General features: G+C 42.3%; 21 protein-coding genes. 17 read left to right on the top strand and 4 right to left on the bottom strand.

Going from position 1 to position 23,495, the window contains the following annotated elements:
- Positions 1-13: 13 nt before the first annotated feature.
- The gene (locus tag G587_RS0114400; RefSeq protein ID WP_026492843.1) at positions 14-1,099 is read right to left on the bottom strand and encodes a LacI family DNA-binding transcriptional regulator; all 1,086 of its coding nucleotides are present in this window, start codon (positions 1,097-1,099) and stop codon (positions 14-16) included.
- Between the two features lie 376 nt (positions 1,100-1,475).
- On the opposite strand from G587_RS0114400, the gene G587_RS0114395 reads away from it, so the two are divergent.
- From G587_RS0114395 to G587_RS0114355, 8 genes are all read left to right on the top strand, one after another.
- On the top strand, positions 1,476-2,423 hold the full coding sequence (locus G587_RS0114395) for an ABC transporter permease (RefSeq protein ID WP_026664172.1): 948 nt from the start codon (positions 1,476-1,478) through the stop codon (positions 2,421-2,423).
- Between the two features lie 10 nt (positions 2,424-2,433).
- The gene (locus G587_RS0114390) at positions 2,434-3,339 is read left to right on the top strand and encodes a carbohydrate ABC transporter permease (RefSeq protein ID WP_035786851.1); all 906 of its coding nucleotides are present in this window, start codon (positions 2,434-2,436) and stop codon (positions 3,337-3,339) included.
- A 135-nt stretch (positions 3,340-3,474) separates the two neighbouring features.
- Positions 3,475-5,337, top strand: a complete 1,863-nt coding sequence (locus tag G587_RS0114385; protein ID WP_026492840.1) for an extracellular solute-binding protein — start codon at positions 3,475-3,477, stop codon at positions 5,335-5,337.
- A 28-nt stretch (positions 5,338-5,365) separates the two neighbouring features.
- Positions 5,366-6,682 (top strand): glycoside hydrolase family 32 protein, encoded by a 1,317-nt coding sequence (locus G587_RS22915; RefSeq protein ID WP_051201057.1) that lies wholly within the window; start codon positions 5,366-5,368, stop codon positions 6,680-6,682.
- 20 nt (positions 6,683-6,702) lie between these two features.
- Positions 6,703-8,613 (top strand): hypothetical protein, encoded by a 1,911-nt coding sequence (locus G587_RS0114375; RefSeq protein ID WP_026492839.1) that lies wholly within the window; start codon positions 6,703-6,705, stop codon positions 8,611-8,613.
- A gap of 121 nt (positions 8,614-8,734) precedes the next feature.
- Positions 8,735-8,965 carry a hypothetical protein gene (locus tag G587_RS0114365; protein WP_196812582.1) on the top strand — a complete coding sequence of 77 codons (231 nt, stop codon included), beginning with the start codon at positions 8,735-8,737 and terminating at the stop codon, positions 8,963-8,965.
- 394 nt (positions 8,966-9,359) lie between these two features.
- Positions 9,360-10,463, top strand: coding sequence for a hypothetical protein (locus tag G587_RS24620; protein WP_026492837.1), 1,104 nt, complete (start codon positions 9,360-9,362; stop codon positions 10,461-10,463).
- 120 nt (positions 10,464-10,583) lie between these two features.
- Positions 10,584-10,823, top strand: a complete 240-nt coding sequence (locus G587_RS0114355) for a hypothetical protein (protein ID WP_026492836.1) — start codon at positions 10,584-10,586, stop codon at positions 10,821-10,823.
- An 86-nt stretch (positions 10,824-10,909) separates the two neighbouring features.
- Here G587_RS0114355 and G587_RS24615 read toward each other — a convergent pair whose 3' ends face one another.
- Positions 10,910-11,854, bottom strand: a complete 945-nt coding sequence (locus tag G587_RS24615; protein WP_026492835.1) for an AraC family transcriptional regulator — start codon at positions 11,852-11,854, stop codon at positions 10,910-10,912.
- A gap of 176 nt (positions 11,855-12,030) precedes the next feature.
- Between G587_RS24615 and G587_RS0114345 the strand changes: the two genes are divergently transcribed.
- The 4 genes from G587_RS0114345 to G587_RS0114330 all read left to right on the top strand — a co-directional run bounded on the left by G587_RS0114345 (position 12,031) and on the right by G587_RS0114330 (position 17,244).
- Entirely contained in the window at positions 12,031-13,425 is a 1,395-nt protein-coding gene (locus G587_RS0114345) for an ABC transporter substrate-binding protein (RefSeq protein WP_026492834.1), read from the top strand.
- A 65-nt stretch (positions 13,426-13,490) separates the two neighbouring features.
- A complete protein-coding gene (locus tag G587_RS0114340; protein WP_051201056.1) occupies positions 13,491-14,429 on the top strand; it encodes a carbohydrate ABC transporter permease in 939 nt (312 codons plus the stop codon).
- Positions 14,430-14,439: 10 nt separating this feature from the next.
- On the top strand, positions 14,440-15,273 hold the full coding sequence (locus tag G587_RS0114335) for a carbohydrate ABC transporter permease (protein ID WP_026492832.1): 834 nt from the start codon (positions 14,440-14,442) through the stop codon (positions 15,271-15,273).
- Between the two features lie 21 nt (positions 15,274-15,294).
- The gene (locus tag G587_RS0114330; RefSeq protein WP_026492831.1) at positions 15,295-17,244 is read left to right on the top strand and encodes a glycoside hydrolase family 127 protein; all 1,950 of its coding nucleotides are present in this window, start codon (positions 15,295-15,297) and stop codon (positions 17,242-17,244) included.
- Positions 17,245-17,287: 43 nt separating this feature from the next.
- Here G587_RS0114330 and G587_RS0114325 read toward each other — a convergent pair whose 3' ends face one another.
- On the bottom strand, positions 17,288-17,758 hold the full coding sequence (locus tag G587_RS0114325) for an RpiB/LacA/LacB family sugar-phosphate isomerase (RefSeq protein WP_026492830.1): 471 nt from the start codon (positions 17,756-17,758) through the stop codon (positions 17,288-17,290).
- Positions 17,759-17,852: 94 nt separating this feature from the next.
- Here G587_RS0114325 and G587_RS0114320 point away from each other — a divergent pair, with 94 nt between their 5' ends.
- The 5 genes from G587_RS0114320 to G587_RS22900 all read left to right on the top strand — a co-directional run bounded on the left by G587_RS0114320 (position 17,853) and on the right by G587_RS22900 (position 23,082).
- Positions 17,853-18,389: a histidine phosphatase family protein gene (locus tag G587_RS0114320; RefSeq protein ID WP_026492829.1), complete on the top strand. Its 537-nt coding sequence runs from the start codon at positions 17,853-17,855 to the stop codon at positions 18,387-18,389.
- Positions 18,390-18,485: 96 nt separating this feature from the next.
- Positions 18,486-19,712, top strand: a complete 1,227-nt coding sequence (locus G587_RS0114310; RefSeq protein WP_026492828.1) for a UTP--glucose-1-phosphate uridylyltransferase — start codon at positions 18,486-18,488, stop codon at positions 19,710-19,712.
- Positions 19,713-19,773: 61 nt separating this feature from the next.
- On the top strand, positions 19,774-20,790 hold the full coding sequence (gene galE, locus G587_RS0114305) for a UDP-glucose 4-epimerase GalE (protein ID WP_026492827.1): 1,017 nt from the start codon (positions 19,774-19,776) through the stop codon (positions 20,788-20,790).
- Between the two features lie 8 nt (positions 20,791-20,798).
- On the top strand, positions 20,799-21,077 hold the full coding sequence (locus tag G587_RS0114300; RefSeq protein ID WP_026492826.1) for a hypothetical protein: 279 nt from the start codon (positions 20,799-20,801) through the stop codon (positions 21,075-21,077).
- Between the two features lie 217 nt (positions 21,078-21,294).
- The gene (locus G587_RS22900) at positions 21,295-23,082 is read left to right on the top strand and encodes a S1C family serine protease (protein ID WP_051201055.1); all 1,788 of its coding nucleotides are present in this window, start codon (positions 21,295-21,297) and stop codon (positions 23,080-23,082) included.
- Positions 23,083-23,245: 163 nt separating this feature from the next.
- Here the strand turns inward: G587_RS22900 and G587_RS25900 are convergent, their stop codons facing one another.
- A complete protein-coding gene (locus tag G587_RS25900) occupies positions 23,246-23,410 on the bottom strand; it encodes a hypothetical protein (RefSeq protein WP_196812572.1) in 165 nt (54 codons plus the stop codon).
- Positions 23,411-23,495: the final 85 nt, after the last annotated feature.

Below are 23,495 nucleotides of genomic sequence, written 5' to 3'. Positions count from 1 at the left end.
AAAAACAGGAACCCTATTTTGCCCCCGCGATATTCGGTGTTTCCTTTTGTGTGGTTGCGCGATTTATGAGGATTGGGGCGATTACTTCGTGGCGGATCGGGAGTTCCTCAGGGATTCTGCGGTGCCTGCCTTTGATCTGAGCAACCAGTATTTCCATGGCGGATTTAGTGATCTGATCAAGCTGCTGACCGACAGTACTGAAAGGAATAATAGCCTGGGCAGAAATCGGAGATCCATCATATCCAACTATTCTAAAATCGTCAGGGAAATTCCCATAAGCTCTAAGCAAATGCAAAAGGGATATATTTGCAAAGGTATCATTTGCGCAAAAAATCCCTTTTCGTTTTCCGGGATATCTTTTTGCAATATCGTCAATAATCTTAGGGATGTTTTCGGAATATTCTTCATAGCTAAGTCCCAAATCCTGAATTATAACTTCATTAGGCATGTTCTTTTCATTGCAGACATACTTAAAACCGTTCAATCGGCCATAGGAGTATGAGTGCTTATCCTTGGAATAATAGGCAGAGCGTGTAGCACCATAGGGGGTTGAATCTATGAAAAACAGAATATCGCAGTCGCTCTTATACAGAAGGCTTGTAGCCTGAATTCCACCCATATAGTTGTCATTGTGGACACTGGAGATAAACTCATCTTCACGCTCTATGGCAACAATCGGAATATCGTAGGAAGCGTATTCCTTAGAAGATATAGTATGAGATAGTGTTATTATGCCCTCGACATTATAGGCGCTAAGCTCACGAATATATTTTCTCTCCAGCTCAATATCCGACTGCCCTTCAAAAACCAGAAACTTATAGCCATAAGTACTGTAGGAGGAGAGCAGATGGTGCATTACCTCAGAGTAATAGGGCATATAGAGGTTGGGTATGATAAGACCGATAAATTCTGTATGTCCACTGGGAAGTATTTTGGCAATCTTGTTTTCCTGATACCCAAGAGTTTCAACAGCCTCTCGGATTTTCTCCTGATTCTCCAGAGTAAGGGAGTCCGGATTACTAAAATATCTTGATATTGTTGTCTTTGAAAAATTGCAGTATCTAGCCAGATCTGCATAAGACACTTTCTTTGACTTCATAAATAAAACATCCTATTCAAAAATAATTTAGCAGCACACAGGCTATTATCGTAAACGAAATTAGGAATTGCCTGATATGTCTGTCAATAACCGTACTTATTATTATACACAAAAGGTGCAATTAAAGTAACCGGTTATGATGTGATAAATACTGAATATTTTGAACAAAAAATAAAATGGTTATTCATGAAAAATGATGAAATTTTTTTTAGGGGTTGAAATCTTATATCCGGAAATTTATACTCAAGAAAGTAACCGGTTACTTGACCGATTACGCAAAATTAAGTAACCGGTTACATGATCGGTAATTCAAGTGCATACAGAGCTGGTAGAACACGTGAAATGACAGCAGAATGTATGCAAAAAGGGAGGAAAAATGGGAAGAAGGGGAGAGAAAAGTCCTGCAGCTAAGAAAGCAGGCAGAAGCAGGAACCTGAAAAAGGTATTGTCAGCGTGGCAGCTATATGTGCTGCTCTTGCCATCTCTTGTATGGGCAATAGTCTTTGCATATTATCCGATGTACGGACTAATCATTTCATTTAAGGATTACAAAATCCGTCAGGGAATTATGGGAAGCCCCTGGGCTAATCCAATCTTTAAATATTTCCAACAGTTTTTCAGTACAAGCATAGCAGTAACCGCTATTAAAAACACAATCCTGATAAGCCTTGAGAGCATAGTAATTGCTTTCTGGATACCAATTGTATTTGCACTTCTTTTAAACCAGATAAGAAATCTTAGAACAAGAAAGGTTATACAGACAATAAGCTATGCGCCTTACTTCATGTCAAACGTAGTTGTAGTAAGTATTATATCAGTTTTCTTCTCAGCTACAGGTGTAATGAACCACATGATAGGTGCTTCCAATCCGATACTTTTCACATCACTTCCACAGTGGTTCAGAACACTTTACATCGGATCCAATATCTGGCAGACAATGGGATTCAACGCAGTTATTTACATCGCAGCGCTCACATCAATAAGCCCGGACTACTACGAGGCAGCAACGATAGACGGCGCAACAAAATGGCAGCAGATTAAGTACATTGATATTCCGATGATCATGCCAACAGTAATCCTGATGCTGATCCTTCAGATAGGTAACATCATGAACGTAGGATACGAGAAGGCTTTCCTTATGCAGAACGGTTCAAACACTATCGTCAGCGAGCTTATCTCTACTTATGTATATAAAGTCGGACTTCAGACAGCACAGTACAGCTTTGCTACAGCAGTAGGGCTTTTCAATTCAGTTGTTAACTTCATCATACTGATAATTGCTAATCAGATTGCGAAAAAAGTAAGCGATATCAGCATATTCTAGGAGGCAGGTAATGGCAAAAACACAGAATACGTCCAAGGTTAAGCTGGGACGAGCAAATAAAATTTTCATGGGAGTTGTAATCCTTTTGATGATCATTGTTTGTGTGATCATTATCTATCCTATTTATTATGTTTTACTGGCATCGATTACAGACCCTGTAACAGTTAATTCGGGAAAAGTGCTCCTGTATCCGGAGAGTCCTTATTTCGAGGGATATAAAACGACATTCGCATATAAGCCTTTGTGGGTTGCGTATGGTAACACAATTCTCTACACAGTTGTAGGAACTGCAGTAGCACTAATTGCGACAGTACCCGCAGGATATGCACTTTCAAGAAAAGATCTTCCGGGCAGACGAGGACTGATATTTGTATTTACATTCACCATGTTTTTTGGCGGCGGAATAATACCTCTCTACCTGACAATCAGAAACCTTGGTATCTATAACACCATATGGGCTATGGTTCTTCCTGTTGCGGTTTCAGCATACAACCTTATCGTATGCAGATCATTCTTTGAGTCCGGAATACCGGGAGAGCTCCAGGAGGCGGCCAAGGTTGACGGATGCAGCGACTTTAGATTCTTCTTCGAGATTGCTATTCCGATCTCCACAACAATTATTGCAGTAATGGCACTTTTCTATGCAACAGCTATGTGGAACCAGTTCTTTAATGCACTGATGTTCCTGCAGGATGATAACAAGATGCCTCTTCAGGTAGTCCTCAGAAACCTGGTACTTATGAACCAGTCTAACCAGATGGGATCATCAGGAGATGCTCTTGTAACCAAGCAAAAACTGGCTGAGCAGCTTAAATACTGCATAGTCGTAGTTTCCGCAGCACCACTTCTTATGGTTTATCCCTTCATTCAGAAGTACTTTGCAAAGGGTGTAACAATCGGAGCTGTTAAGGGATAAAAAGGTAGAACCAGCAGAAAAAGTAACAATCATAGCTGTTAAATGATGAGTGATAACCCTGACAAAAATAACTTAAGTTTATGTAGAGCAGGGTAAAAAATAAATCACAGTTTTTTATAAGGAGGACATTTATTTATGAAAAAGAAATTGTTGGCATCACTACTTACAATTGCCATGTCTGCATCAGTGATTGCAGGCTGCGGTAATCAGGCAGCGAACCAGGCAACAGATCAGGGAGCTGAGACAACTACTGAATCTGCACCCAGCGAAAATGCTGAGAAGCTTGAAGAAGCAGTTGAAACAGCTACATCTGCGGCAGATGCAGGTCTTACACCCGAGGAGCAGGAGGCTGTTGATGCAGGACTTATCCAGCTTGACGGCACACTTCCCATTATCAAGGATCCTGCAGCATTTGAAGAAAAGTACGGCAAAATCTCAATGCTTCTCGTAAATACAGCAGATCGTCTTGTTGAGCCCGGCGAACTTGAGATGTGCAAAAAGTGGTTCGAGGACACAGGTGTTGAATTTGACTGGCAGCCTATTCCCGGAGAGGGTGCACAGGAGAAGATTAACCTGATGCTTGCTTCAGGGCAGGATCTTCCTGATGTATTCTGGAACTTTGGTGATGGTAAATCCGGTAATATAGTTGTTCAGTACGCTGATCAGGATATTTTCGTAGAGACAGAGGGCCTTATCAATGAGTATATGCCCAATGTAAAGGCAATCCTTGATGAGCATCCTACATACTGGATGGAGATCACAGCACCTAACGGTCACACCTACGGCTTCCCTTATATCGAGGAGATGTACGGACTTGTTCTTACACCCGGTCCCCTTCTTATCAACAAGAACTGGCTTGATCAGGTAGGAAAAGAAGTTCCCACAACAGTTGATGAACTTGTAGACTGCCTCAAGGCTTTCAAGGATGCAGGCGACCTTAACGGAAACGGCGAAGCTGATGAAATTCCTATGGCTTCCTGGTTTGGCGCAACAGATACATTTGGTTCCTACAATATTTTCTACAGACTTACAGGCTGCTTTGGACAGGCAGATTCATATTGCGGTGGTAATGCATACGCTGATCACATGAGAATAATCGATGATAAGGTTGTATTTACTGCTCAGGATGAAGCATTCAGAAAGACTGCTGAATTTTTCAATGAGCTCTATAACGAAGGTCTTATTTGGGAAGGCTCTTTTGAAGCAGATGAAAGTGCTTCCTACAAGCAGTCAATCATCAAGGAAGACGTTGCACGCATAGGTGTATTCGGAACATGGACAGATCAGGAGATCACAAATCTTGATGTGCATGATCAGTATGTAGCAATCCCCAGACTTACAGGTGAAGCAGGTAAGAGCGGATTCCTTAACAACTTCTCACAGCTTCAGGATTCATCTAATACAGCTATTACAACATCATGCAAATTCCCTCATGTAGTAGCAAGATTCGTTGACTACATGGCTGGCGATCCCAAGGTTGCAGTTACTTCAAACTGGGGTGCAATCGGATACAACTACAAGGAAGATGCTGACGGCGTTATCAGAACACCTCTTGATGCTGATGGACACTACATGCCTCAGCAGGATGCATACCAGACATTCGGTGATGCGAGAGTTAACTCAACACCTTGCCGTGGTTCTATGATCATTCTTGATAAATACTATGATGACTATGAAGGAAGCGATAAGGTCGGTGCAGCAGGCTATGCATTCGATGCAGTACAGCTCCTTGAGAACCAGAGAACAAACGGTAAAGATGAGATTATGGAAGAATATACAGCTGTTCCACGTGTTCTTATGACAACAGATGAGCTTACAAGACTTGCACAGATCCAGCCTACAGTGTCCGATATTGTGGACAGATATATCAACACATGGATCACAACAGGCGTTACAGATGACAGCTGGAATGCATATCTTGGAGAGCTTGAGAGCGCAGGCGTTAACGATATCGTATCTATTTATCAGACAGCTGTGGACAGAAGCAAGAAGAATTAAGTAACAGTAACAAGGAGATTAGACAAAAATGAGCAGCAGGAAAGAGAATTGCTATCCGATTATGCATTTCGCACCGGATTATGGCTGGTTAAATGACCCCAACGGATTGGTGTATCATGACGGAATATTCGAGTTATATTATCAAAGTAATCCGAACGGAGTGGAATGGGATGACATGACCTGGGGACACGCAAGAAGCACTGACCTCATACACTGGGAAGAACTGGAACCTGTATTATATCCAGATGAAAACGGAATGATGTACTCAGGTTGCGGCCTCAGAAATGACAGAGGAGAGCTGGGTTTACCTAAGGATGCATTACTCTTTCCCTATACTGCTGCAGGTTTTGACGAAGGTCTTTCCAATCCTTACTTCACCATCAGACTTGCGTACAGCACTGATGGTGGAGCCTCCCTTATAAAACGGGGCGATAAACTTTTGCAGGAGATGGCACCTGACAATCGTGATCCAAAGGTATTCTGGCATGAGGATTCAAAAGCCTATATCCTGGTGCTCTGGATTGAGAAAAATGATTTTGGAATTTTCAGATCCCCTAATATGCAGGATTTTGAACTGTCGCAGCGCATTACACTTGAAGGCGGCTTCGAGTGCCCTGACTTATTCGAACTTCCGGTCATAGGCGATGACGGGAATGTCTCTGAAAAGAGATGGGTATTCTGGGCAGCAGACGGAATGTATTTTGTGGGCGATTTTGACGGATATAAATTCACACCTACTCAGGATAAAAAGCAAGCGTATTTTATTACAACGCTTCCCTATGCAGCGCAGACCTGGTCAGGGGATCCCAAAGGCAGGGTAATACAGATACCATGGCTTAGAACCAAATGTGTCTATGAGCAGACCACAAGTGCAATGGGAATTCCTAGAGAGCTTACACTTAAAAAGGCAGGTGGAGATTATGTTATCAGACATGGCATACCTGAAGAAATAAGCACACGTGTGCAGCCGGTATCTGAGCTAACAAAGGGGGAGTCATCTTATATATCAAAGGACAGTGCTATTTTCCTCGAGCTTAATGATCCCAGAGAAAGCATTATAAAACTCTATGCAAGCGGGAAAAATGAACCCTTCGTAACAATGAGCTATAACAGCAAAACGGGAGTGTTTTCTGTATCAGACGGAGTGGTGTCTGATTTTATGATCATAGGAAGAAACCGAAAGGATAGGGTGACTATTGTCTACGACAGAGGCATAATCGAGCTTACGACGGGAGACGATATAATACTTCAGATGACGGATTTGCCTCATTTAAGGGCTACAGAATGCAACAGGATAAGCTTTGATGGCGGCGAAGGCAGTCTCAAAGTGGGTATGGTTTACTAAAATAGAATAAGAAATAATCTATGCCGGCTGATGATAGAGAAGCATCAGCCGGTATTTTTGTAATGGCAATGAGTTTGAAGTCCAAATTATGCCACAGCTTATTTGAGATAATGTTTACATCAAAGGAGAAATTGAATTATTTAGTAGCAGAAAAGAAATGGAGGAGAATTCAAATGACATTACCGCAATTCTTGAAACAGGTTAACGGTGTGCTTGAAAAAATGCCAGAGGAAGAATTACGTTCTTTTATAATTGATGTAGCGCAAAGTCTTCCTGAGGGGAGAAGAGATTCATTTCTTCGGATGATGAAGAATGCGAAGGGATTAAGTCATAAAACTGGCGAAAATCCCTGTGCTAAAACAGTCCATGATGAAGTTGAAAAAATGATTAAAGTTCTTCAGGAGATCGAAGAAGGCGAAAGATGCCTGGATAGCGAGTATAACGAGGAATATGATGACTGGTATGCCAGTGACGAGGACGAAGTTTTATTTATGGATGGAGATAGAATTCTTCCTGATGTTGAGGAAGCTATTTCTTTGTTGAACAAATGTATAGATACAGAGCAATATGAAGATGGATACAACCTTGCAGAACAATTGTCAATTACTGAGGTTTCAGCTACCGGTGATTGGGCTGATTATGAAGGATCTCCGCTGGGAATAAATGAGCTATATGATCATGGACTATTAGATGGTTCGTTTGACAATATGGTAAATGAGTCAATGTTTTTGGCATATATTGGAAATGATATTTCCGAAAGAGCTGAGGCTATGTTTAGATTGTATGAGAATTTAAGACCGTATAGCTTTCAATTGAAAAAGGTTATAGAACTTGGTGGCTATGTCCTGCCTGAATTTGACAAGTTTATTGTGGATTGGAGTAATATTCTTGGCACAAGAAACGGATGGGGTATAAAAGATATGCTGAAAGAAGCCCAATCCATGCTAAAAGATGATAACCAAATTCTGGAGAATGCCAGAAAACATACGGATAATCATCCGGAGTTATATAAAGAAATTCTTGTAAATGGGGTTGATAGTGGTGAAGATAGTAGAATGCTTGATATTGGAGAAGAGGCATTAAAGAAGATTCCAAATAATTATAAAGTCAGAGCAGATGTTGCGCTTTTAACTGCAGAGTATGCATACAAAAATAATCAGAAATCTTTTCAGGAATACTGTTGGTTAGAGGCCTTTAGTTCAGATACTACATTTACAAATTTTTTTAGATTGTTAATGAAACATAGCAATTATTCCGCTTTTGCTAAAACAATCCATAAAGAATGCGAGGATGGATACGAAAAATTCAAGAATAATAGAAATACCACAGTGTATAGATCGGGAATGCCTGAAGAGAACGATATGGGACGAAATGACTATTTGGCGGTCAAATTTTTTGAGGGAGACTTTGAAACTGTAATAAAAAGCGGGATGAGTGAAAAAGCAGCTCTTGGATGGTCTTCAACTTTTATGAAGCAGGGAATAGCACTATTTATGATGTTGCTATATAAAGGTGAAACATTGCCAAGTGGATTAGGAAGCATGCTGAATATGGCTGTTTCCGGAATTGGTTTTGATGCAGAAAAGTACTATAGGGGTTTAGGAGAATATATAGACGAACCATTAAGCAGTACCGATACATTTTATGAATTGTTTGATGAATGGAAATCCGGAATAAAAGTAAATGAGTCAGATTACAAAAAGTGGATGAAAATGTTGGGTAACCTGATTGAACAGAGAACTGCAGGCATAATGGGAGCCAACAGACGTAATTACTATGGAGAGTGTGCAAGCTTTATAGCAGCATATGGTGAAGTTGCAGAGTCGAGAGGAATTACAAAAAAGGCAACCATTTTGGAAAAATATAGGAATGAATATTCAAGGCGAAGAGCATTCATACAGGCCTTGAGAAATTTTGGATTGAAGAAATGAGAATAGATATGAGACTGGATTGGGATGATATCAACCTTTATGAGCAGGGACATTAGTGATGTTGTATGGACGGCTGGCGCAGACGAAAATACAGCCACAATAGTTCCTAATAAAGTTGCAGATGAGTTCGATGTTAAAGAACATTAAGAGAATCAATCCTAATGCTTTCAAGAAGAGTAAGGTTAAGAAGATTAAGATTAAGAGTCTCAAGCTTACAAAGAAGATGGCTAAGTCCTTCAAGAAGATTAAGAAGGGTGGATGGATCAAGGCTACTGGTAAGTATAAGGCTAAGAATAAGGAAATACTTAACGCACTTCCTAACGTAAAGAATGGCAAGACAAAGGTTAAATAACCCATCATAAGAAAACTTCATGAGAGTTTCTCATGTAAGATTACTTTTCTTCAATCACTTTTCAGAAGGGAGCGGGCATCATGGCCGCTCCCTTCTCACGTAAAAGTGAGTATAAAATAAATTGTTGAAAAGATATCGTTATTTAGTTAAAAAGTAGTAATGAATTACAATATACAATCATATTTTAATAGAGCATTGACAAATCATTTTCATTTGTGTATTATCATACTCGGTCAGAGGACCATATAGGTATCCGGGTGTTCACCCGTTATTTCCACATTTTTATAGTAGTGTTTTGAAATAGATAAATTGAGTATTAAAGATTACTTCCCCGTATTTTGATATTCTGTGCCTTTATGTTCATCTGATACAAAAGATTAAGGAGGGCACAAATGTGTCAGAAAAGATTGAAACTATAGAAACAAACAACGATACAATCACTTTTGAAGAGGCGAAAAATGCAGTAAAATCAATGACTTTGATCAACAATTTCCTTTTCAATTACGTGATGGAGGATGAGGAAAGAGCCAAAGAGGTTGCGCAAATTATCATAAGTGCTGTAGTTGGCTATAAGATATGTGTTGACAGCGCAAAACCGCAGAAGGTATTTACCGGGAATGATAAAGGTAAACATGGTATAAGATTTGACGTATATATTGATCATAGCAGGACAGCTGATGGCGAGGTTTCATCTGTATATGATATAGAGATGGAGGACAGGGAGGCAGACAGGCAGGAACTTCCGAAAAGGCATAGGTATTATTCATCAATTGTAGAATCAAAACTCTTAAGTTCAGGAAAATTCTATGAAACACTTCCGGACTATATTTCCATAACGATTTTATCTTATGATCCCTTCCTTGCAGGGGATATGTATTACGAAGCAAAGACCACACTCGTCAGTCACAGAGATATAGAATACGATGATGGAAAAAGGTATATATTCCTTTATGGTGGCGGTAATTACAATATCCCCAGCGGTAATACACATGGCAATGTTCTGGCCGAAATGGTAAAATATATTGTGACAGGAGAACTGGGAGAAAATCCAGGTGAAGAGACGCATAGACTAAGCGATATAGTAAATAATGTCAAAGATAGATCGGAGGTGACTAAAACCTATATGAAGGAATGGGACAGACAGAGAATTCACGATCGAGAATTGACGGAGAAGGTCACCGCAGAGGTTACAGAGAAGGTTACCGCAGAGGTTACAGAGAAGGTTACCGCAGAAGTTACAGAGAAGGTCACCGAAGAAGTTACGGAGAAGGTTACCGCAGAAATTACAGAGAAGGTTACGGGCAAAGTTACAGAGGAGGTTACTGCACAAGTAACAGAGATGGTTACGGATTCAATTAATAGTTTAACTGCTATTCTAATTGAAGCCGGAAGGCTTGATGATCTAAAAAAAGCTACAGAAGATAAGGAATATCAGAAAAAGCTTATGGAAGATTTACTCCATAAAGAAAATGCTAAGCATACAGCGGATATTCATTAATGCATAATGAAAAAATAAATCGTGACAGGAGAACTGGGAGAAAATCCAGGTGAAGAGATACATAGACTAAGCGATATAGTAAACAATGTCAAAGATAGATCGGAGGTGACTAAAACCTATATGAAGGAATGGGATAGACAGAGAATTCACGATCGAGAATTGACGGAGAAGGTCACCGCAGAGGTTACAGAGAAGGTCATCACAGAGGTTACAGAGATGGTTACGGATTCAATTAATAGGTTAAACGCTATTTTAATTGAAGACGGAAGGTTTGATGATCTGAAAAAAGCTACTGAAGATCTAAAATATCAGCGAAAGCTTATGGAAGAATTACTTCATCAAGAACAATCATCAAAATGATAATTTGGCTTACACATGAGCTAAAAGGCGAAACGAATGATTTTACAAGGGAGCGGGCATTATGTCCGCTCCTTTCAAGTTTTTTACTATTTAGTCACAAGCTTTTTCTCTGTAAACGCTTCTCGATATTCCTTCGGTGTCATTCCTGCAACCTTGCGAAATACCCTCATGAAATACTTCTCATCGGAGTAGCCACAAAGAAGCGCAACACGCCTCACAGAGGTGCTGGCATCGGAGGATAGGATACCCTTGGCGACGTTTATCCGGTAGTAGCTTAGTAGTTCTGTAATGGTGAATCCTGTGTGCTTTTTGATCAGTGCCGTGAGGTAGGTCGGGTTATATCCGAACTGCTCAGCGAGATCTGCTACGGTAATCTTTTCATCGAAATGTGTGCGTAGCCACTCGGTGACGGCGCGCACTGATGTGGGGCTGTCTGAATCGAGGTGGAGCATCTGTACTTCGTTACATTCGGCCTGGAATTCTGCGAGCAGCAGGTTTAGTGCATAGCGGCTTCGCCAGTTCAGCTGGTAGCTGTCCCTTCTGGAGATATCAAGGAGCTGAGTGAAAAGTACCACTGTGCGGATGTCATTTTTCAGATGAATGTATTCCGGAAGTACGAAGAGTTCACCTGCTTCCCGGGCCTGCTCCGGCTGATAGGAGGGCGCCAGCATGTTGGTGCTGTATGAATTGCGAAGTCCTGTCATAATGGTGTTGTTGCGCATCAGAGCCTTCTGGTTGTAGATGTGGTAATCGGGATCGGTTATGTAAAAGTGAGTCCAGTAGTAAGACAGCGGCCCCTTACTTGGCTTGTAGCCGTAATGCGTCCTGTGAGGAAACAGGATTATTGCTTCATTTTCAGAAACATCATAATTGATACCATTTTGGGTGATGTGAAGAGTTCCCTGGGATACGAGAATAAGAACAAAAGAGTCTATATTTCTTCGTTCATGAAGAAAGCCGTCTTTTCTGACTAAAATTCCACTACTTAAATATTGAACAGGATGAGATGGGTCATATACGCAGAATAACATATGGGATTTGTCCACCTTTTCTATCGGTATGTGAGTTGTTGTTACATGTGCTTTTATTTATATTTATATCATCGCGAGAGAAACTTGCAATAGTATTCTCTGTGAAAGTGCACATCATGGGGAATGTGATTTTGGCGCAAAAGACAGAGGGTCTTTAGCCATCAGGAGGGATTAGTATGAGAAAGAAAGTATGGATGTCGTTTGCTTTGACAATGGCAGTTACAACAATGAGTCTTGGACTTGTTGGATGTGGATCATCTGCGAATAGTGATACTGCCGCTTCTTCAAATGAGGAGACAAATGTAGCTTCTTCATCTACTGAAGAGGCAACTGTGGCAGGAGCACAGAAAAGTGAGTCTGGTGAAAAGGTTGAGCTGGTATTTATGGGATGGGAAGCATCACCCTTGGAGACTCAGGCGGTAAAGGATGGAATAGCAGCCTTTGAAGCTCAGCATCCCAATATTACTGTTTCTTACACACCTGGCCTTGCAGGCTCAGAGTACAATGCGAAAATCCTTTCTTCAGCTGCAGCAGGTGCACTTCCAGACGTAATGTTCGTATCTTCAGAGAGTTATCGTCAGATCGCAGCAGCAGGAGCGCTCATGGAGCTCACTGACAAGTTCGACGAAAATTACTCCTTCGATGATTTCATTGAGTCATCCCGTACGATTATGGATATCGATGGTCATATTTATGGAATTTCTTCATGTACAGTATCTCCTATCGTTTACTACAACAAAGATGTTTTTGACGCAGCGGGCGTTCCTTATCCCAGCTCAGATCCTGCAAAGTGCTGGACTATCGATGAGTTCCGTGATGTGGCAAAATCACTTACAACTGATGATGTTTACGGCGTTTATGGAATGGAATCCGTTGCAGATACACTTAATGCGCAGATTCTTTCAAACGGCGGAACCCGTTATAATGCAGATTTTACCAAGAGTACAATGGATACACCTGAGGTTAAGGAGGTTCTTGAGACAATCAAGGCTATCCGTGTGGACGACGGCTCAGCACCTGATTCTTCAACACTTGACTCTGTCGGCATGTCTGCTGCACAGATGCTTGAGACAGGAAAAGTGGCAATGCTTGTGGATGGTTCATGGTCACTTCAGGAGCTGGCAGCTTCAGGAATGAACATCGGTATGGCTCCGCTTCCTTCCTATGGCAAAGTACTTACAACAGGACAGGCTCATCTTCATGCTATATCTTCAACCTGTGCTCATCCCGAAGAAGCTTGGGAATTCCTTAAGTTCCTCTCCGGAATGGAATATCAGGGTGCACTTTGCAAGACGGGGCTCTGGATGCCTAACCGCTATTCCATGTATGAAGGCGATCAGCTTAAAGGCTGGTACGATGAGAAGGTTCACGGCGACAGCTATAAATTGATGCTGGATTATTTCAAGGATGCAGCTGTAGATCCGGGTGCAATTCAGAAGTCAGCTCAGGCGCGCGATATCATCAAGGAAGAAACAGATATGTTCTTTAAGATGGATCAGGATATTGACACAACTGTTAAAAACATTGATAGCAGAATAGACGAAGCAATAAAGGAAGCAATGTCTAAGTAACTTTAGTAGGGTTAAGGCGTAATGATTTTGATTTAAGCAGTTAATAAATTGGGGAGGAGCACGTTATGAATGGCTCAGCTATATCAATAAGTAATATCGAGGCTCACGTGGCACCAAAGGAGAAGAGAAAGGGAAAACTGAAGGATGATACTGCGTGGGCATGGGTCATGCTTCTTCCCAATGTTGTCGGGTTCTTTCTGTTCATGCTGGTGCCTGTGGTGGCAACCTTTGTACTTAGCTTCATGAAATATGATATGTTGACGAAGCCTAAGTTTGTGGGGCTGGGTAACTATATCACCATGTTCAGTGATCCAATTGTATGGGAAGTTACTAAAAACACGGCGCTATATACTATTCTTACAGTGCCGGTAGGAATGTGTATTTCACTTCTTCTTGCTGTAATGCTTGATCAGAAGATCGCATTCAGAAGGTTCTACAGGGCGGCGTTTTTCCTGCCATCCATCACTTCAATGGTAGTTGTTGCTATAGTGTGGCAGTGGATCTATAACCCTGAATTTGGAATTATGAATTACTTTCTGTCTCTATTTGGAATCCAGGGCCCTAAGTGGCTCCTGGACTCCCGGACATCCCTTGTATCCCTGGCTATCGTCGGCATCTGGAAAAGTGCAGGCTATAACATGATCATTTTCCTGTCAGGACTACAGGGAATTTCCACAAGTTATTATGAAGCTGCAAAGCTTGACGGCGCAGGGCTCTGGCAGCAGTTTAGATATATTACGCTGCCCTTGTTAAAGCCCACCACATTTTTCATATTTGTAATGGCTGTAATCAGCTCTTTTCAGGTGTTTGACCAGGTTATGCTGATGACTGAGGGTGGTCCGGGACGATCATCTTCGGTGCTTGTGCACTATTTGTATCAGAATGCATTCCAGTACTTCAAGCTGGGTTATGCCTGTGCTATAGCGTACCTGCTTTTCTTCATTATAATGGGAATAACGATTTTTAATATGCGCATGGAAAAGAACATGCGTGATAACTATTAAGGAGGTAGACATGAGTAACAAACGCATTTTGATATTAAACAAATCCATAGCTCATGTAGTGCTTCTTATCGGTGCTTTCACGATGCTTGTGCCCTTTATCTGGATGCTTTCATCCTCCTTAAAGGGACTTGGTGAGGTGTTCGTTTTCCCTCCAAAGCTCTTTGGAGAGAGGCTTGTATGGGAAAACTACACTCAGATTTCCAGCAGATTCAATTTCCTTCAGTATTTCATGAACAGTGTTAAAGTATCTGCATGGGTAGTATTTTTTCAGGTGATGACGTCGGCTACAGCGGGCTATGTGTTCGCGAAGCTGAATTTCCCGGGAAGAGATAAGCTGTTTTTGCTGTATCTTGGAACTATGATGATCCCTTTTCATGTAACTGTCATCACTAACTACCTGCAGATGTCCTTCTACGGACTTGTAAACACACTGTGGTCATTGATGCTTCCTGCATCAGTGTCCGCCTTTGGAACATTTTTGATGAGGCAGTTTTTCATAACTGTGCCCAACGAGCTGGTGGAGGCTGCGAAAATTGACGGCTGTAATCCCTTCAGGACATTTTTCATGATTGCACTGCCACTTGCAAAATCTACGATTGCGACACTTTGTATCTTTTGCTTTATGGGTGTGTGGAATGATTATTTTTCACCACTTATCTATATCAATGATTCCAGAAAATACACGCTGCCGCTGGGACTTGCGAGCATGAAGGGGATGTATTCCACTGACTGGCCGGTTCTTATGGCATCATCTGTGATTGCGGTTTTGCCGGTGCTTGTGGCATTTTTGCTGGCACAGGATGCTTTTGTTAAGGGCGTTATGATGTCAGGCTTGAAGGATTGAGACTTACGGAGGATAGGATAGATGTATGAAAAGAAAGTTGCGCCCATCGCACTTGATCATATTCGGATTGGGGATCCGTTTTGGAAGCCCTACATGGAGCTTGTAAGGAACCATGTGATTCCTTATCAATGGGAGGCACTTAACGATAGAATTGAAAATGCCGAGCCCAGTCACTGCATCCGGAATTTCAGGATTGCAGCAGGCCTTGAGGAGGGGGATTTTCAGGGCTACTGTTTTCAGGACAGCGACGTATATAAATGGCTTGAAGCGGTAGCGTACTCGCTTATGTGGCATAAGGATCCGGAGCTTGAAAAGACGGCGGATGAGACGATCGAGCTCATTGCTTCCGCACAGCAGCCGGATGGATATTTAGATACCTACTACATTATTAAAGGTCTGGATAAAAGGTTTACTAACCTGATGGACCGTCACGAACTGTACTGCCTTGGACACATGATAGAGGCAGCAGTTGCATATTTTAAGGCGACAGGTAAGGACAGATTTTTGAAGGTGGCGACCAGATTTGTCGATTGCGTATGTGAGAACTTCGGAACAGATCCCGGGAAAATTCCGGGGTATCCGGGACACGAAGTTGCTGAAATGGCGCTTGTTCTCCTTTACGGGGTGACAGGCGATGAGAAGCATTTAAAGCTTGCAAAATATTTCATCGATCAGCGAGGCCAGAGTCCTCTGTTCTTTGAGGAGGAAGAAAAGAAGAATAACAATGAATGCTATTGGAATGATAGCTACATGAAGAAACAGTATTATCAGGCAGGTAAGCCTGTAAGGATGCAGAAAAAAGCAGAAGGCCATGCGGTTCGTGCTGTTTACCTGTATTCGGGAATGGCAGAGGTTGCTTCTGCAACCGGGGATGCATCTCTGTTTGAAGCCTGTGAGACTCTCTGGAATAACATTGTTCAGAGACAGATGTACATCACAGGAGCCATAGGTTCAACCCAGTACGGCGAGTCTTTTACCTTCGACTATGATCTTCCCAACGATACTATTTATGCGGAGACCTGTGCTGCGATAGGGCTTATCTTTTTTGCCCGTCGCATGTTTGAGATAACAGGAGAGAGCAGATACATTGATGTGATGGAGAATACACTTTTCAACGCTGTGATAAGCGGAATGTCTCTTGATGGAAAGAGCTTCTTCTATGTGAATCCCCTTGAGGCCAATCCGGAGTCCTCCCTTAAGGATTATTATAAGAGGCATGTAAAAATCGAGCGTCAGAAGTGGTTTGGCTGTGCGTGCTGCCCTCCCAATATTGCAAGACTCTTATCGTCAATCGGTGGCTATGCCTACGAGGCGAATACAGATGAGATTTATATGAATCTGTTTATCGGCGGGGAGATTGAGGCTGAGCTTGGAGGAGCGAAGCAGAAGCTTTCCGTGGAGACGGGCTATCCCTGGAATGGAGACGTCGCTGTGACCATACACAATGATGCTGAGAGTGAGTTTACGCTCGCTGTGCGTATTCCCGGCTGGTGTGAAAATTATTCGTTAGAGGTTAATGGCGAGAAAATCGTCGGTGCTGATGTCATTTCCAATGGCTATGCGAAGCTTAAGCGGAATTGGAAGGACGGGGATACTGTGGTACTTAAGATGGAGATGCCGATTCGTCTGATGGAAGCCAATCCCCGTGTCCGCGCCGATGCTGGAAAGGTTGCTGTTACCAGAGGACCTCTTGTGTACTGTCTTGAGGAAGCTGATAATGGAAAACTCCTTCAGAACCTTTCACTCTCTGATGCGCCTGAATTTAACTGTCATTTTGAGAAGGATATGGCAAATGGCGTAGTAGTGATAGATGCTAATGGCCATCGTACTTCGGAAAAATTCTGGGGTGAGGACCAGCTCTACAGAGTGTATTCAGATAATAAGAAAGAGGATGTAAGGATGACCTTCATTCCTTATTATTTCTGGGCTAACAGGACTCCTGGAGAGCTCCTGGTGTGGGTTAGAAGATAAAATAAAGACTTCTTGGCCTAATTCGACCAAGAAGTCTTTTAAGTTACGAGAGCTTATCTACCGGTATGCAGCATTTGTCGTTTATATCGCATACCTTCTGAACTCTTCTTCTGTATTTTTCTTCCATAAGAGGATCTGTATTTAGCCAGGTTTTCACAATTTCCATTGATATCAGAGTGCCGATTATCTTGGCACCGAGGCACAGGATATTTGAGTCTGTGTGCTGCCTTGCAAGTGTTGCGCAGAGAGGATCCTGGCATACGGCAGCGTAGCATCCGTTTATTTTATTGGCTATAAGGGCGCTTCCATATCCGACGCCGTCACAAAAGATCCCTCTGTCACATTCACCCTTCGCAACGGAAAGAGCAGCGGGATAAACAAAGTCAGAAAGATCGCAGCTTTCTTCATCATAGGTTCCAAAATCTTCGACTTCATAACCGTTTGCAAGAAGATATGCCTTTATCTCATTTTTCATGGCAGTTCCTGCGTGATCGTTAGCCATAGCTATTTTCATGGTATGCGCCTCCTTATAATTATTGCGAGAGTTGTTCACTACTTCTATGATAACACTTATAATAAGCAAAGAGAAAATGAAATGGAGCGCAAATATGAGTAAATATTTCTACTTTGTAAGACATGGTGAAACCGTATGGAATGTGGAAAACAAGATATGTGGTGCCACGGATATAGAACTGACGGAAAAAGGCCATCAGCAGGCGATAGAGACAGGAGAAAAGATCCTGGCAGAGGAGATAAAGGCTGACGAGATTCTGACATCACCCCTTATCAGGGCGTCGGAAACGGCAAGACATATCTCTGAGATCACCGGTATTCCTATGAAGATTGAGCAGAGACTTATCGAGCAGAATTTTGGAAGATATGAATCTACTCCCAGAGACGGTAAGGAATTCCACGAAGCAAAAAAGCACATGGCCAGCCGTTTTTCCACAGGCGAATCCATGATGCAGCTTGCGCAGAGAATTTATAATCTGCTGGATGATATTAAAAATGATGACAAGATTTATATTCTGGTGGCACATAACGGAATAGCAAGAATTGTGGAGTCATACTTTAGAGAAATGGACAACGAAGCGTTCTCATCCTTTGGAATCAAAAACTGCGAGATAAGGCGATATGATTTTTAACGAGCAAAAGTTGCTCGGTATTGATTGTTTTTATTTTTCTTGTGAGATATTATTAAATGAAGCGCTTATTTTAAGTAGTAAAGGAGAATTTATACTATGACATTAGAAGAAGCAAAGAAGAAACTGGAAGCAAACGGACAGATGCACGTCCTCAAATATTATGATGAACTTTCAGAAGCTGAGAAGGCAGCACTTCTTCAGCAAATCGACGAGACTGATTTCGAGGTTTTGAAGAATGCCAAGAATCTCGGACACGGTTCTGAGAGAGGAAAGTTCGAGCCTCTTGCATGTATGCAGCTCTCTGAGATCGAGAAGAGAAAGGATGAGTTTACCAAGATTGGTACAGATGCAATCAAGGAAGGCAAGGTTGCAGCATGTCTTCTTGCAGGTGGTATGGGAACAAGACTTGGTTCTGATGATCCTAAGGGTATGTACAACATCGGTCTTACAAAGGAAGTATTTATCTTCCAGAGAATTATCGAGAACCTTCTTGATGTAGTTAATGCTACAGGTTCATGGATTCACCTTTTCATCATGACAAGTGAGAAGAACCACGAGAAGACAGTTAACTTCCTTACAGAGAAGAATTTCTTTGGTTATAAAGCAGATAAGGTTACCTTCTTCAAGCAGGATATGGCTCCCGCTTCTGATTACGAAGGTAAGGTATATATGGAAGAGAAGGGACGTATCTCTACATCTCCTAACGGAAATGCAGGCTGGTTCTCTTCAATGATCAAGGCTGGCCTTGATAAGACACTTCATGCTGAGGGCATCGAGTGGGTTAATATTTTCGCAGTTGATAACGTACTTCAGAGAATCTGTGATCCTACATTCGTAGGTGCTACAATCGAGCAGAAGGCTGAGGTTGGTGCTAAGGTTGTTAAGAAGAACGCGCCTGATGAGGGTGTTGGTGTTATGTGTCTTGAGGATGGCAGACCTTCAATCGTTGAGTACTATGAGCTTACTCAGGAGATGATGGATGCTAAGGATGAGGCTGGTGAGCCTGCATACAACTATGGTGTTATCCTTAATTACCTCTTCAATGTACCTGCGCTTGAGAGAATCGCTAAGAATGAGCTTCCTCTTCACGTAGTTGAGAAGAAGATTCCTTTCATCAACGAGGCTGGCGAGCTTGTTAAGCCCGAGACTCCTAACGGATGCAAGTTTGAGCAGCTTGTTCTTGATATGATCCACGAGCTTGACAGCTGTGTTCCTTACGAGGTTGTTCGTGAGCATGAGTTCGCACCTATTAAGAATAAGACAGGTAAGGATTCTGTTGAGTCAGCAAGAGAGCTTTGCAAGAAGAACGGAATTGAACTTTAATAAAGGGACCACCATCCGTCAGCTTCGCTGGCGGATGATGTTATAAAAGGGAGGACAAAAAATGGCAATATTAGTTACAGGTGGCGCAGGTTACATCGGAAGCCACACAGTAGTTGAACTTCAGAACGCCGGATACGACGTAGTCGTAATGGATAACCTTGCTAATGCCAGCGAGAAGGTACTTGGCCGTGTTGAAGCTATCACAGGCAAAAAGGTTCCCTTCTATAAGGCAGACATCCGCGACAGAGAAGGCCTTGAAGAGATCTTCACTAAGGAAAAGATCGACAGTGTTATCCATTTTGCAGGACTTAAGGCTGTTGGTGAGTCAGTTCAGAAGCCTTGGGAGTACTACGACAACAACATCACAGGAACACTTACTCTTGTTGATGTAATGAGAAAGCACGGATGCAAGAACATCATCTTCTCATCATCTGCAACAGTTTATGGTAATCCTGCATTTATTCCGATCACAGAGGAGTGCCCTAAGGGACAGTGCACCAATCCTTACGGATGGACAAAGTCCATGCTTGAGCAGGTTCTTACAGATATCCAGTTTGCTGATAAGGAATGGAACGTAGTTCTTCTCAGATACTTCAATCCTATCGGTGCTCACAAGAGCGGCACAATGGGTGAGAACCCCAATGGTATTCCTAACAACCTTATGCCTTATATCACACAGGTTGCTGTAGGAAGACTTCCTAAGCTCAATGTATTTGGTAATGACTACGATACTCCGGATGGAACCGGCGTGCGTGATTATATCCACGTAGTTGACCTTGCAATTGGACATGTTAAGGCTCTTAAGAAGCTTGAGCCCGGCAGTGGCCTTTCAATCTACAACCTTGGAACAGGCGTTGGCTACAGCGTTCTCGATATCGTTAAGAACTTCGAGGAAGCTAACGGCGTTAAGATTCCTTATGAGATTCAGCCCAGACGTGCAGGCGATATCGCAACCTGCTACTCCAATGCTGATAAGGCTAAGGCAGAGCTTGGATGGGAGGCTCAGAACGGCATCCGTGAAATGTGCGAGGATTCCTGGAGATGGCAGAGTCAGAACCCTAACGGATATGAGGATTGACATTCACAATGTTCAGACTCTGGGTACGACTTATAGAAGATAACCATCTATTAAAAGACACAGTAATTGAAGATTCCTCTATGGAGACCAGAACCCATAAGGTTATGAACGCCCTTGAGAAGGCCTGCTATGATCTTGATCTTAGTAAGCCTATCTGGCTCAAGTCCACGGTTCATGATTTTCAGCTTCATAGTAAATGCAGATTCACTAAGGATGCATTTATAGAGGAGATACCTTTTGATTATATGGAAATTCAGGTAATCGAAGAGGACGATTTTTATTATTAATAAAATTTTTTTGCTGTTGTTATATAACAAATAGAATAAAAAACCGCGTATTTCCCGGACTTTTGAAACAAACTTTTAGTTTCGATTAAGGTTCGGGAAATATTTTTTTGATACTTTTATCACAATTTCGTCACAATCTCTTTCTATACTGAGAACATGCAAATGAAGAAAAATATAATTTATCAAAAAGTTTATCAAAGAAAGAAGGTAAAAAACGATGTTTGATAATGAGAATAATGAACAAAACCAGGTAGATGTCGGGGGACAGCAGGAAACACAAAACAATTCCGGAAGCAACTACGGATCAGGCAATCAATACGGATCAGGTAGTACATACGGAACAGGTAATCAGAACGGTAATTACGGCGGTTACAATCAGAACAACAATACTGGATCTTACGGCAGCTACAACGGCATGAGCAATGGTACAGGAGGCCAGAACAGAAACTCCTACGGCAGTTACAATTACGGCAATAACGGTAATTATGGAAACAACGGTAATTATGGGAATAACGGAAATAATGGCACATACGGTAATTACCAGTATTCCTACAATCAGCCCGGTATGAATGGAGGAAACAACGGACCGCATAAGAAGGGAACAGGTAAGAAGGTGGCAGCAGCAATCGCTATTGCACTTGTTCTTTTCCTTGGTCTCGGAGCAGGCTACTACAGCATGACAAAGATTTCCCAGATGCCTGCAGCTGTAGAGGATAAGGCAGAGGCTTCTAAGGAAGACAGCTCTACAGAAAAATCAGCAGAGAATAAGACAGAAGAGAAGGATCAGCAGAGTGATGCAGATGCAACTATCGCAGCAAACAATGCTGAATCAGGAATTTCTCAGACAGAGACAGTTGATAATTCAAGAACAGTTGTAACAGACGTTACAGAGGTTGTTGCCAAGGCAATGCCTGCAATGGTTTCCATCAACAACAACTACACACAGTCTGCTTCATACTTTGGACAGACCTACAGCCAGGAGCTCACAGCTTCAGGTTCAGGTATTATCGTTGGAACAAACGATACAGAGCTTCTCATTGCAACTAACTACCACGTTATTGAGGGTGCTGATTCCCTTGAGGTTCTTTTTGTAGACGAGAACACCGCAAAGGCAGAGGTTAAAGGAACAGATTCCAACATGGACCTTGCAGTTATCGCTGTTCAGCTTTCTGACCTCAGCGCAGATACAAAGAATGCAATCGCTATCGCAACTCTTGGTGATTCAGATTCACTTACACTTGGCGAGCCTGCAATTGCTATCGGTAATGCTCTTGGCTATGGTCAGTCAGTTACTACCGGTGTTATCAGTGCGGTTAATCGTGCGATCGACCTTGATGACAGCAGAAAGGGTACATTCGTACAGACAAGTGCAGCAATCAACCCCGGTAACTCAGGTGGTGCACTTCTTAATATCAGCGGCGAAGTAATTGGTATCAACTCCAACAAGATCGGCGGTGAAGCAATCGAGGGCATGGGATATGCTATCCCGATTTCAACAGCTAAGCCTATTATTGAGCAGCTCATGACTGAGAAGACACGTTCAAAGGCTTCAGAGGAAAAGAGAGGCTATATCGGTATCTCTGGTGTAAGTGTTACTTCAGACGTATCACAGATGTATGGACTTCCTCTTGGTGTATATGTAGCAGGCGTTTCCGAGGATGGTGGCGCTAAGGCAGCAGGTGTTCAGGAAGGCGATATCATCACTAAGTTTGATGGAAAAGAAATCTCATCAATGGATGATCTTCAGAACAGACTTGCATATTATGAAGCAGGTGAGACTGTTACAATCTCAGTTCAGAGACAGAGTCAGGGTGGATACCAGGAGCAGGAGCTTCAGGTAACACTTGGAACAAAGCCCACAGTTCAGTCAGACAGCGATACTGATGGAAAGACATATTCCGGTGAGAAGCAGCCTGATGCAAAGCAGGAAGAAGGTCAGGATGGTCAGGGCCAGGGTGGCCAGGGATATGATCCCTTCCAGAATCCCTTCGGCTTTGGTAACTAAATAGAATAAATAATAAAAATCTAATGTGATTTAGTGAAACTGCCATCGCATAAACGGTGGCAGTTTTTTCATTTAATAGGAAATTTCGCCTTGCGGCGAAAACTTGAATTAAAAGGCCCGGACAAGACCGGGCCACGCAAAGCGGAGGTATGTTGGTTTTAAATTACCAATCTACCTCGTCAAAGAATTCATCATCTTCATGCATAAAGTAATCCATGTCGAGAAGGTCTTCATCATCCATCTCGCGGATTTCATTCGCCGTCATGCCTTCCGGCGGATTTTGGATGTATTTCTCTCTAAGCTTTGCAATTAGTTCTTTACTGGCCATGGCTGTTCCTCCTGTAGCATGATTTTATCATGCACAGGAATACGAGGGAACATTGCTGATTTTTGAAGATGGAGCTCTGCTCTTG

It is taken from the genome of Butyrivibrio sp. XPD2002 (assembly GCF_000423945.1).
In the GTDB taxonomy this organism is placed as follows: domain Bacteria; phylum Bacillota; class Clostridia; order Lachnospirales; family Lachnospiraceae; genus Butyrivibrio.
The sequence above is the reverse complement of the archived record's forward strand: the minus strand, read 5'-3'. Positions and strand labels throughout refer to the sequence as shown.

Coding starts and splice junctions, on each gene's coding strand:
- G587_RS0114330 (WP_026492831.1), top strand. CDS start 15,295: ATGTATGAAAAGAAAGTTGCGCCCATCGCACTTGATCATATTCGGATT.
- G587_RS0114325 (WP_026492830.1), bottom strand. CDS start 17,758: ATGAAAATAGCTATGGCTAACGATCACGCAGGAACTGCCATGAAAAAT.
- G587_RS0114320 (WP_026492829.1), top strand. CDS start 17,853: ATGAGTAAATATTTCTACTTTGTAAGACATGGTGAAACCGTATGGAAT.
- G587_RS0114375 (WP_026492839.1), top strand. CDS start 6,703: ATGCCGGCTGATGATAGAGAAGCATCAGCCGGTATTTTTGTAATGGCA.
- G587_RS0114310 (WP_026492828.1), top strand. CDS start 18,486: ATGACATTAGAAGAAGCAAAGAAGAAACTGGAAGCAAACGGACAGATG.
- G587_RS24615 (WP_026492835.1), bottom strand. CDS start 11,854: ATGTTATTCTGCGTATATGACCCATCTCATCCTGTTCAATATTTAAGT.
- galE (WP_026492827.1), top strand. CDS start 19,774: ATGGCAATATTAGTTACAGGTGGCGCAGGTTACATCGGAAGCCACACA.
- G587_RS0114395 (WP_026664172.1), top strand. CDS start 1,476: ATGGGAAGAAGGGGAGAGAAAAGTCCTGCAGCTAAGAAAGCAGGCAGA.
- G587_RS0114300 (WP_026492826.1), top strand. CDS start 20,799: ATGTTCAGACTCTGGGTACGACTTATAGAAGATAACCATCTATTAAAA.
- G587_RS22915 (WP_051201057.1), top strand. CDS start 5,366: ATGAGCAGCAGGAAAGAGAATTGCTATCCGATTATGCATTTCGCACCG.
- G587_RS22900 (WP_051201055.1), top strand. CDS start 21,295: ATGTTTGATAATGAGAATAATGAACAAAACCAGGTAGATGTCGGGGGA.
- G587_RS0114365 (WP_196812582.1), top strand. CDS start 8,735: ATGAGTTCGATGTTAAAGAACATTAAGAGAATCAATCCTAATGCTTTC.
- G587_RS0114385 (WP_026492840.1), top strand. CDS start 3,475: ATGAAAAAGAAATTGTTGGCATCACTACTTACAATTGCCATGTCTGCA.
- G587_RS0114335 (WP_026492832.1), top strand. CDS start 14,440: ATGAGTAACAAACGCATTTTGATATTAAACAAATCCATAGCTCATGTA.
- G587_RS0114340 (WP_051201056.1), top strand. CDS start 13,491: ATGAATGGCTCAGCTATATCAATAAGTAATATCGAGGCTCACGTGGCA.
- G587_RS0114390 (WP_035786851.1), top strand. CDS start 2,434: ATGGCAAAAACACAGAATACGTCCAAGGTTAAGCTGGGACGAGCAAAT.
- G587_RS0114345 (WP_026492834.1), top strand. CDS start 12,031: ATGAGAAAGAAAGTATGGATGTCGTTTGCTTTGACAATGGCAGTTACA.
- G587_RS0114400 (WP_026492843.1), bottom strand. CDS start 1,099: ATGAAGTCAAAGAAAGTGTCTTATGCAGATCTGGCTAGATACTGCAAT.
- G587_RS0114355 (WP_026492836.1), top strand. CDS start 10,584: ATGAAGGAATGGGATAGACAGAGAATTCACGATCGAGAATTGACGGAG.
- G587_RS25900 (WP_196812572.1), bottom strand. CDS start 23,410: ATGGCCAGTAAAGAACTAATTGCAAAGCTTAGAGAGAAATACATCCAA.